7 protein-coding genes are annotated in these 10,589 nt (G+C 71.1%); all 7 read left to right on the forward strand.

Annotated features, from left to right (window positions below; genetic code table 11):
- Positions 1-5 precede the first annotated feature (5 nt).
- Positions 6-740, forward strand: a complete 735-nt coding sequence (locus B551_RS13885; RefSeq protein WP_006578878.1) for a DUF4198 domain-containing protein — start codon at positions 6-8, stop codon at positions 738-740.
- On the forward strand, positions 741-1,040 hold the full coding sequence (locus tag B551_RS13890) for a DUF3649 domain-containing protein (protein WP_006578879.1): 300 nt from the start codon (positions 741-743) through the stop codon (positions 1,038-1,040).
- 59 nt (positions 1,041-1,099) lie between these two features.
- On the forward strand, positions 1,100-2,686 hold the full coding sequence (locus tag B551_RS13895) for a PepSY domain-containing protein (RefSeq protein WP_052511370.1): 1,587 nt from the start codon (positions 1,100-1,102) through the stop codon (positions 2,684-2,686).
- Positions 2,683-2,970: a DUF3325 family protein gene (locus B551_RS13900; protein ID WP_006579432.1), complete on the forward strand. Its 288-nt coding sequence runs from the start codon at positions 2,683-2,685 to the stop codon at positions 2,968-2,970. Before B551_RS13895 ends, B551_RS13900 begins: the two co-directional genes overlap by 4 nt.
- A gap of 278 nt (positions 2,971-3,248) precedes the next feature.
- Complete coding sequence (locus B551_RS13905; RefSeq protein WP_023264334.1) at positions 3,249-5,510, forward strand: DUF6603 domain-containing protein; 2,262 nt, start codon at positions 3,249-3,251, stop codon at positions 5,508-5,510.
- 2 nt (positions 5,511-5,512) lie between these two features.
- The gene (locus tag B551_RS13910; RefSeq protein ID WP_023264335.1) at positions 5,513-8,059 is read left to right on the forward strand and encodes a hypothetical protein; all 2,547 of its coding nucleotides are present in this window, start codon (positions 5,513-5,515) and stop codon (positions 8,057-8,059) included.
- On the forward strand, positions 8,056-10,589 hold a 2,534-nt coding region (locus B551_RS13915; protein WP_023264336.1), incomplete at its 3' end, for a hypothetical protein. The genes B551_RS13910 and B551_RS13915, both read left to right, overlap by 4 nt.

Here is a 10,589-nt window from a genome sequence, read left to right on the forward strand (position 1 = left end):
ATTCCATGAAACCTACCGCATCGCTTGCCTTCGCGCTGATGGCGTTCGCCACCGCGGCGCAGTCGCACCAGATCTGGATCGAACAGGCGCCGGGCCAGAACGCCAGCGTCCGCTTCGGCGAGTTCGCCGAGAACCTGCGCGAGGTCTCGCCAGGCACGCTGGACAAGCTCGGTGTGCCGAGCGCCGCGCTGCTGTCGTCCAAGGAAGAGCGGGCTGCCGACGGTGTCAAGACCGGCGACGGCTATGCCCTGCCCTTCCGGGCCAAGGCCGGCGACGCGATCGTCGCCCAGGCGCCCCACTACCCGCTGTATCCGTTCAAGCGCGGCGACCAGCAACTGACCGGCTGGTATTTCCCGGCCGCGCGGCTGGTGACCGAGCTGGCGCCACAGGCGCCGAAGCTGGTGCTGGACGTGGTGCCGGCGGGCAAGGCCGGCGAGCTGCAGGTCTTTTTCCGCGGCAAGCCGCTGCCCAAGGCCAAGGTCGCGCTGGTCACGCAGTCGGGATGGGCCAAGGAAAAGCAGACCGACGAGCAAGGCAAGGTCGCCTTCGACATGCCGTGGCAAGGGGTCTATGTCGCCGAGGTCAGCCACCAGGACGAAACCCCGGGCGAGCGCCAGGGCCAGGGCGGGCCCGAGCGATACCATCGCGTCGACTATGTCAGCACGCTGACCTACGTCAAACCCGACGGCCTGCCCGCCGTGCCCGCCATTCCCGCACCGACCAAGAAGGCCAACCACTAAATGCAAGCCGCCGTGCCCCGAGCCCTGAAGATCGGCTCGCTCGTTTCGCGCATCGTCGCCGCGGTGCTGGGCGGCTATGCGCTGGCGGCGCTGGCCAGCGTCGCCGCGCTGGCGCTGCCGATCAGCAAGCCGCAGGCCGTGCTGACCGGCATGCTGGCCAGTTTCGCCATCTACGCGGGCGCCGTGATCTGGGTGTTCGCGGTACGCAGCGCGGGGCGCGCGTGGGCCGGCCTGCTGGTGGCGGCCGCCCCGTTGCTGCTGGCCGCCTGGTATGCCGGCGCCGTAGGGAGTGCATCGTGACGTCTACCGCGAAGGCCCACAACAACAAAGCCGCCCAGGGCCGCGGTATCCGCCAGACCATGTCCGACCTGCATACCTGGGCCGGACTGCTGGTCGGTTGGATTCTGTACGCGATGTTCCTGACCGGGACGGTCAGCTATTTCAAGGACGAGATCTCGCAGTGGATGCGGCCGGAACTAGCCCATCAGCTCGAGGTGCCCGATCCCGCGGTGGTGGCCCAGCGCGTTGCCGACACGCTGGGGACCGTGGCCGCCGGCAGCCCGCTGTGGGGCATGGAGATGCCCACGGACCGGCATAACGTCGTCAGCGCGTTCTGGCGCACGCCGGGCGCGCCGTCCGGCAAGCGCGCCTTCGACAGCGGCACCTTCGATCCGGCCACCGGCCAGAAGGTTGCGGCGCGCGATACCAACGGCGGCGAGTTCTTCTATCGCTTCCACTTCCAGTTCCACTACATGCCGGTGCTGTGGGGGCGCTGGCTCGCGGGCTTCTGCGCGATGTTCATGCTGGTGGCGATCGTCAGCGGCGTAATCACCCACAAGAAGATCTTCGTCGACTTCTTTACCTTCCGCTGGGGCAAGGGCCAGCGCTCCTGGCTCGATGCGCATAACGCGCTGTCGGTGTTCGGCCTGCCCTTCCACCTGATGATCACCTATACCGGCCTGGTGACGCTGATGGCGATGTATATGCCGTGGGGCCAGCAGGCGGCATTCAAGACGCCGGCCGAGCGGCAGCAGCTGACCGCGCAAATGAATGCCTCCCCGCCGCCCGTCAAGCCCAGCGGCGTGCCGGCCCAGCTCGCCCCGATCGACGACATGGTGCGCCAGGCACAGGCACGCTGGGGCCAGCACAACATCAGCCGCGTAACGATCGCCCATGCCGGCGATGCCTCGGCCCGCGTCACCGTGTTGCGCGGCGAGGCCGCGCGCGTGTCGATGAGCCCGCAGTACCTGGTGTTCAACGGGACCACCGGCAAGCTGCTCGAGGCGCGCGACAGCGTCGGACCGGCGGCCGAGGTGCGCGGCGTCATGTATGCGCTGCACCTGGGGCGATTCAGCGATCTTCAACTGCGCTGGCTCTACTTCATCGTCAGCCTGGCCGGCACGGCGATGGTCGGCACCGGTCTGGTGATGTGGACCGTCAAGCGTCGCCAGAAGCTGCGGAATCCGGAGCGGCCGTATTTCGGCTTCTGGCTGGTCGAGCGGCTCAATATCGCGGCGATCGCCGGCCTGTCGATCGCGATGACGGCGATGCTGTGGGGCAATCGCCTGCTGCCGGCCGAGCTCGCAGCCCGAGCCGCATCGGAGATCCATCTGTTCTTCATCGCGTGGGCGGCGACGCTGCTGTACGCGCTGCTGCGTCCGGCAAGGAAGGCCTGGATCGAACTGCTGTGGCTGGGCGCCCTGCTGCTCGCGCTGCTGCCCGTGCTCAACGCGCTGACGACCGACCGGGGGCTGTGGCGCAGCCTGGCCGACGGCGACTGGGTGTTTGCCGGCTTCGATCTGATGATCTGGGCCTTCGCCGCCCTGCACGCGATGCTGGCGGTGCGCACCGCGCGCCATCGGCCGCAGGCCAGGCCCGCCCCAAGGACGCGCGCGGGGTCCGTCACCGCCACGGCCACCGCCACGCTGTCGGAGGACGGCGCATGATGGACCTGCTCGCCTTCCTGTTGTGCCTGGCCGCCTTCGGCGCGCTGGCGCTCGCGATGGAGCGCCATCAGCAAGCGATCTTTGCCGCTTCGTTGCCACGGTCGCGCACGCGGCTGCTGCGCGCGGCCGGCTGGCTGGGACTGCTGCTCGCGTTGTGGTTGCTGGTCACGCACCGCGGCTGGGCGCTCGGTCTGGTCCATTACAGCGGGCAGACCAGCGTTGCCGCGGGACTCGTCTATGGCGCGTTGATCTGGCGTGAGCGGCGGCACGCGGCTCGCCGGTAACGCGGTCTCGATCGCTGCGGCGTAAAAACCCCCGCGCCCTCGCACTGTTTCAGCGCTGATACGAATAAAACCGCGCGAGTATCAGACCTGCACAGAATTCATTTGCGTCCCCCGTTGCTGTCGCCTCAGATAAGACGTCCCTGTCCTTCCATCGTGTGAGGCATCGGGGGTGCCGCGCGGCAACACGCGGCACTGCCCCACCCGGATCGCACGGACCGCCTGCTCGCCCGGCCTGATCGGGCGGTCCTCGATCGACGCAGTCCGCCAGGGCACGACGCATGGCCAGCAGCGAAGTCATCCGGTACGCGGTGGAATTGGGGCACAGCCTGCGGCGCACGCTCGGCCCGGCGGCTCCCTCCGCGGATCTGGATGCGCTGCAGGCCGCCGCACAGCAGCTGGACCAGTTCGCGCAGCAGGCGCCGTCGGCGGCCGCCTGGACCGCGGCGGTCGATGCATGGACCGCCGCGCGCAACAGGCTCGCGGCCCATCTGAACCGGTATCTGCTCGAAGGCTTGCCCGATATCCCGGGCCTGCAGGACCTGGTGCGCGCGCTGAACTGGGACAGCCCCCACGGCCTCAATGGCGAACTGCCGCTCGGCCCGCTGAAGCTGGCGCTGTCCTCGTCCGCGCTGGTACTGCAGCCCAGGCTGCCGGACAACTCCGCGTTGCCGCCGTTCGCCGTCGGACCCCGGCAACCGTCCGGCATTGCGGTCTCGCTGCCCTCGCCGTTCGGCGGCGGCCTGCCCGGCGGCGGCGCGATCGTGCGCCTGCCTTCGGGGACCGGCTTTGGCGGCGCGCTGAACGTGCCGCTGGGCGCGGTATCGGTCAGCGCGTCGGCCGTGCTCGAGCGCCTGCCCGACGGCGTGCCATCGTTTCTGGCACTGATGGGCGTGTCGTTCGTCCCGCCGATCCAGCTGTCGTTCGGCTTCTCGCTGGACCGCGTCGGCGGCCTGGTCGGCGTGCACCGTCGCGCCGATACCGATGCGCTGGCGCTGGCCGTGCGGTCCGGCGCGGCGGCCGACACGCTGCTGGCCACGCGCCCGCCGGCGAACCCGAGCCTTGCGATCGAGGCGCTGCAACGCTTCTTTCCCGCGTTCCGCGGCAGCCATCTGGTCGCGCCGACCTTGCGGCTCGCGTGGCTATCGGCCGGCGCGGGCAGCTTCCTGTCGCTCGATCTCGGCCTGGTGGCCGAGGTCCCGAGCGGCAAGGTCGTGCTGCTCGGCGTCGCGCGTGCCGGCATTCCCGGCGTGCCTGGCTTGGTGCAGTTGCGGCTGGACCTGCTGGGCATCGTCGATCCGGCGCAGGCGCTGATATCGCTCGACGCCAGCCTGGTCGACAGCCACGTGCTCGGCGTCTTCTCGGTGTACGGCGATGCCGCGCTGCGGCTGCACTGGGGCAGCCAGGCGTATGCGGTGGTGTCGATCGGTGGCTTCTATCCGGGCTTCAACCCCGAGCCGGCGCAGTTGCCGGCCTTGCGCCGCGTCGGGCTGTCGATGCAAACGCTGGGTGGGCCGCTGTCGATCCGCGCCGAAGGCTATCTGGCGTTCACGACCAACACGATCCAGCTGGGCGGGCGGTTCGATATCACGTTCTCGATGGGGCTGACCGCGCATGGCTTCCTGCAGATCGACGCGCTGGTGCAGTTCCGCCCGTTCGCCTTCGTCGCCAATGCGTCCGCGGGATTCGACGTGCGCGCCGGGGGCTTCAGCTTCGGCGGCGTGCGGCTCGACGGCACCGTGTCCGGTCCCGGCCCGCTGGTGATCCGCGGCCGGCTGACCATCGAGACCTTCCTGTTCGACGTCTCCTGGGACGAGACCTTCTCGCTGGGCAGCGGCCCGGCCGACATGGCCGCGAGCCCAGGCGAGCTGCTGACGATCCTGCAGCAGGAGATCGTCCGTGCCGGCAATGTGCGGGCCGCGTCGATCGACGATCCCGCGGTGGTGCTGGCCCCGCGCCCCACGCGCCCGGGCATCGCCGCGGTGCCGCCGACCGGCGCGCTGCAATGGTCGCAACGGCGCGCGCCGCTGGGCCTGCCGATCGACCGAGTGGACGGCCTGCCGCTGCCTGCACGCGGGGGCGCGCGTGTGTTGACGCCGGGCGAGCCGGTCCTCGAACGCTTCGCGCCGGGGCACTACTGCAACCTGAACGAGGCCGAGCAGCTGAACCGTCCGCCGTTCGACGTGCTCGATGCCGGCGTGGTGTTGAGCGGCGGCCCGCCCCACGACAGCGCGGCGCAGAACGACGACCGGAAAGTCGACCTGGTCGTGATCCTGCCCGGGCTCGAGGACGAATGGATCGCCCAGCGCACCGACCTCAGGGCGATCGCGCATCTGGTCGCGGCCAGCCATCGTCCCCCCGCGCTCGGCAACACGGCGCAGCTGATCCACGCGGCCCGCGAAGTGTGGACCACGGTGCCGCCGACGGAATTCGCGAGCTACACCAGCGCCACCGCCGCGCATGCCTTTGCCCGCCACAACAGTACCGGGGGCGCGGTGCCGATGGCCGACCTGCTGTCGCCGGTCGACCTGTCCGGAGTCTGAGCATGGCGAAGTTCCTTTCCTGGCGGGTCACCGCGCTGCGCCACGGCGCCAACGGCAATGTGGTCGCGGGACGCCTGCAGGCCGGCGCCACGCTGACGCTCGAAGAGATCGTCACCGGCGGAACGCCGCGCTCGATCACCGCACCCGCCCCCTACGAGCTGTTCGGCCCCGGCGACGTGCAACGGCTGGCGCCCGGGACGATCACCCGGCGCTACCCGCCGCCCGGCGCGTCCGATGCGGAGAACACCAAGCGGGCGCTGGTCGAATTCAGCCACCCGGATACGCTGGACTTGCCGTGGCGGTATTCGCCTGATCCCGCGCTGCCCAGCGCCATCCGGCCATGGCTGGTACTGGTGGTGGGGCTGCCCACCGACGTCGTGCCCGGCGGCGATGGCCGCGTTACGCTGTCCGCGCAGGCGCAAGACGACCATCGGCTGGATCAGTCGCCCCAGTGGGCGCATTTGCACGAGGTCGACGGCGACTGGTACAGCCGCATCCTGAGTCCGCTGAAGCTCGAAGCGCAAACGGCGTACGTCGCCTGCCTGGTACCCGCGTATGTGGTCGAGCCCGACGGCACGCTGCGCGATGCATGGCCCGTCGCCGCCGGGCAGCCGGTGCGCGTGACCTGCTACGACAGCTGGGGCTTCCGTACCGGCGAAGGCGGCGATTTCCGGGACATCGCCAAGCGGCTGCGCACGCCGGTCGACGGCGAGCTGAAGGAGGACTTCGGCCGGGCGAAGCTGCGATACCAGCGGCGAGGCCCCGCCGCCGCCGGCGAGCCCACGACGGTCGCGCTGCCGATGGGCGGCGCGCTGCAACGGGTCAGCATGGTCGGCGCACCAGGCGAGCCCCTCGCGCCCTGGCTCGCCGCGGAAACCGCCGCGCTGACCGCAATGCCGCCGGTACCGCCGGGCCGCTGGCTGCTGACCGCACCGCGCTACCACGCGCCGTTCACGATGCCGGGCACCAGCCCCGCGGCCGGATGGAGCGCGCAGCTCCATACCGATCCGCGCCATCGCGGCGCGGCCGGTCTCGGCGCATGGGCCGCCATTGCGTGGCAGGACCGCATCGCCAAGGCCGCCGCCACGCGTGCGGGCGATCTGGCGATCGCACGCGAGCGCATCGGCAACGTCGCGCTCGGCGTCGAGGTGTCGCGCTCGCTGTGGTTCCGCCATATGCCGCCCGACCCCGTCGACAAGCTCGCAGTGCTCGGCGCCATGCTGGGCCGCATGCCGGTCAGCGCGCAGCAGACAGTGTCGTCGGTGTTGACCGGACGCACGCCCGGCATGGTGCCGGCGATCTGGTCGTCGGCCGCGCGGCGCGCGCTGCGTCCGGGCCCTGCGCGCTCGGTGCTGACGCGCGATGGCGTGATTGCCCATCGCGTGCTGCTCGAGGCGGCCGCCGCCTGCCCGGCGCCGCCCGACGATCCCGATGCGATCTGGCACCGGCCGCGCGGTGACGCCGCCCCCTTGCAGAAGGACGCGGTGCGGCGTGCGTTCGACGACGAGCGCCAGGCCGATGACATGTTCCGGATGCTGATGGACAGCGAAACCACGACGGACCTGAACCGCCTCGCCGCCGCGCTCGATGCGCTGACGCCCGATGCCGATGGCCGCGTCGACCCGGATACGGTCATTCGCGCCGTGCGGGAACCCGGACAGCGGATCGACGAGCCGGCCACCGCCCAATGGGTCGACACGCTCGCGGGGAGCCGCCCGCGTTGCCGGCCGGTGGACCTGGACACGCTGGGCCAACGCGTTGCGGACGCCGTCAATCCGTTCGCCGCGCGTCCGCCGGCGGCCGATCGCGTGCTGGCCACCCTTGTCGGCATCGACGACATCGGCCCCGTCGAAATCGAACCCGAGCTGGACCTGCCGCTGTGGCAGTTCCTCAACGAGGCCGCGCCCGACTGGATGCTGCCGGGCATCGGCGACCTGCAACAGGACCGCGTGGTCGGGCTGGCCACGCATGCCGCCTTCGTCGAAGGCGTGCTGGCCGGCGCCAATCATCAGGCGCTGGGCGAGCTGCGCTGGCGCAATGTCCCGATCGCCCCGCGCTGGTCGCCGCTGCGCAAGTTCTGGCAGCGCACCGGCGGCCAGTTCGATATCCATCCGATCCGCCAGTGGCCCGCCGATGCGGCCCTGGGCGCCGCCGCGCTGACGCCGACGCCGCTCGCCAGCGAGGCGGTCGTGCTGTTCAAGACTCCGCTGTTCCGCCGCTATCCCGACACGGTGGTCTATCTGTACAAGGCCGAAGCGGATTGGTCCGTGCCGGACCCGGACGACCCGCTGGACGAGTCGCGCAAGCAGTATCCGACGTTCCCCGGCAGGATCGGCCGCGACGTCGCGTTCTTCGCGTTCAACGTGGCGCCCGCGGATCTGGCCAACTATTGGGTCGTACTGGAAGAGCCGCCGGCCGGCTACCGCTTCTACAGCCGGCACGACGATCAGGACCGGCCCATTGGCAGCGTCGCCGATGGCGCCGCCTACGCCCTCGAAACCTTCGCCCGGCCGGTTCGCGTGATGATCGGCAAACTGGAGCTGGCATGAGCGCCGTCGAGGTGCTGGCCCCGCTGCGGATCGAGACGCGCTTCTACGCGCCGGACGGTGCGCGGCCCGGCTGGCTGCTGCGGCTGCGCGTCTGGCCCGACGAATTCTCGATGGCGCGCCGGCCCATCGCCCCGTCGCCGGCCGAGCTCGATCTCTACGACGACGTGCTGCGCCAGTTCCCCGCCGATGCCGGCATGCAATGGCGCATGCTGGCCGCGCGGCTGGGCGTCGAACGGGCGCTATGGCTGCGACGGACTGTTGCCATCGTGGCCGATCCGAGCCCGAGCACCGATCGCGGCATGGCGCAGCCGCGCGATCCGTCGGCCTGGCCCGACACGCACCAGCCCTTCGGTCTGCCGCCCGCGATCCACGTCTGGTTCGTTCAAGTGGGCCAAGCCGGCCAGGCAGCAACGCCCACGCTGGTAGGCACGATGCGTCCCAAGCGCGAACGGATCGCCGAACAACTGGGCTTGGCCGCCTTCGAAAACCCTGCCGCCACCGGCGAGCTGCCGCAAACGTGGTGGACGTCGTTCGAGGTCGCCATGGACGTCGAACTGGCGATCGAAATCGCCTTTCCCCCCGGCGCGCAGCCGCCCGCGCTCGACGCCATCGTGGTCGCTGGCATCGGCGACGTCTCGCCGGAACCGCTGATCGCGATGCACGCCGCCAGCGGGCGGCTGTCGGTGCTGCGGCCCGGCACGCCGACCAATACGGTGGACGGCGAGGCCACCGCCGAGGTCGCATCCAATGCCGGCGCTGATCCGGCCGCATGGGAAGGCATCGACGATGCGCCGCCAGCCGCGGACAGCGCCTCGGCCGCCGTGATGCAAGCGCTGGCCGGGCCGGATGCGGTACCGATCAAGCTGCAAGGGGGCGACGTTGCCGCAAGCGGATACGACCCGTTGGTCGTGCATGCGTTATGGCCGGTGCTGTGGGGTCATGCGCTGCGCGATGTCGTCGGCGCCGGCGAACAGGAGGCGCTGCTGGCCGAATGGGCGCAGGCGTGGCTGGCGCCGCAGGGCGCGTATCCGGCGATTCGCATCGGCTCGCAGCCCTACGGCCTGCTGCCGGCCACCGTACTCGCCGGCTGGACCGGCCAACACATCACGGCGGGACAGATCCGCGATTGGGCCGGCCCGTGGCGCGATGCGGCCGCCGCCGATGCCGCGGTCTACCCCGGCACCGTGGTGGGCGCCTCCGCGCAGCGGGCCGCCGAACTGCTGGGCGAGGATACGCCCACGCGCCGCTGGGCCGTGCGGCTGGTTTCGCCCTTGCCCGTGGTCAACGCGATCCGGGCGATGCGCGCAATGCCGCCGCTCCAGCCGAGCGCGTGGGAAAACGACACGGCCTCGATCCTGGCCGGCCGCAAGACGCCGCTTTCGCCGCTGGGCGCCCTCTCGGAGCAGGCCCCTGTGCCCGCCAGCACGCCCGAAGCCGACAGCGACGATCCGGAAACGCTGCGCCTGCTGCTGGAGGACGACAGCGAGATCTTCCCGCAGCGCTGGGACCACAAGCTGGGCCTGCTGGGACATCTGATCTTCGAAGCGCTGTGCCTGCTGCGCGCGAGCGTCGGCCAGGCGCGTGAGTCGATCGAAACTGGCCAGCCCGTCGACCCGCACGCCCCCTTGCCGATGCAGGCGGGTGCCGATGCGCTGGTCAGGCTGGTGCGGCGCGGTTATCCGGGCACGCCGTCGCAGCCGCAACTGGACGATCTGTTCGCCTCGCCCGACGCCGGCGCGCAGCGCGTCGCCAAGCGTTGCCTGCGCGGCATCGAGGCGTTGGTGGCGCTGGTGCAGGCCTATGCCGATGATCCAGACGGCGTCTTCGGCTGCGTGCTGGCCGCGCTGGACACGGCCAGCCACCGCGTCGATCCGTGGATCACGGGCCTTGCCAGTTCGCGCCTGCGCGAGCTGGAGAACGCGCGGGCACCGTGGCGGCTCGGCGTGTACGGCTGGGTCGATGCGCCGGCGCCCTACGATGCCGCCACTCCCGGCCATGGCCTGCCGCCCGGTCCCACCGCCGCCGGCCTGCTGCACGCGCCGTCGCAGACGCAGGCGATGACGGCCGCGCTGCTGCGCGATGCGGCGGTCCGCGATCCCGGCGATGCGCGCTGGCGGATCGCCATCGATTCGGCCAAGGTCCGTGCGGCCATGCGGCTGGCCGAGCGGGTTCGGCTCGGCGTGCATCCCTACGAGGCGCTGGGCCTCGAGGTAGAGCGCATCGTCGGCGACTGGGACACGGTGCGCAAGCTGCGCGAGGACTACCCGATGCGCGACACGCATGCGGGCACGCGATGCTGCGACGGGGCGCGCGTGCTGCGGCTGCTGTTCCGCCATCAGGCGGGCGATCCGCCGCCACCGGCGCTGCCCGCCGGCGTGCGGGAAGCCCTGGCGACCTGCGATGCGGCGCTCGACACCTATGCCGATCTGCTGGTGGCCGACGGCGTCCATGCGCTGGTCAGCGGCCATGGCGGCCTGGGCAACGCGGCGATGGAGGCCGCGGCGGGCCTCGGGCCGCCGCCCGAACTGCG

It is taken from the genome of Cupriavidus sp. HPC(L), assembly GCF_000307735.3.
Lineage (GTDB): Bacteria > Pseudomonadota > Gammaproteobacteria > Burkholderiales > Burkholderiaceae > Cupriavidus.

Excerpts from the sequence above, each read along its gene's own strand:
- B551_RS13895 (WP_052511370.1), top strand. The coding sequence starts at position 1,100 with ATGTCCGACCTGCATACCTGGGCCGGACTGCTGGTCGGTTGGATTCTG.
- B551_RS13890 (WP_006578879.1), top strand. The coding sequence starts at position 741 with ATGCAAGCCGCCGTGCCCCGAGCCCTGAAGATCGGCTCGCTCGTTTCG.
- B551_RS13905 (WP_023264334.1), top strand. The coding sequence starts at position 3,249 with ATGGCCAGCAGCGAAGTCATCCGGTACGCGGTGGAATTGGGGCACAGC.
- B551_RS13910 (WP_023264335.1), top strand. The coding sequence starts at position 5,513 with ATGGCGAAGTTCCTTTCCTGGCGGGTCACCGCGCTGCGCCACGGCGCC.
- B551_RS13885 (WP_006578878.1), top strand. The coding sequence starts at position 6 with ATGAAACCTACCGCATCGCTTGCCTTCGCGCTGATGGCGTTCGCCACC.
- B551_RS13900 (WP_006579432.1), top strand. The coding sequence starts at position 2,683 with ATGATGGACCTGCTCGCCTTCCTGTTGTGCCTGGCCGCCTTCGGCGCG.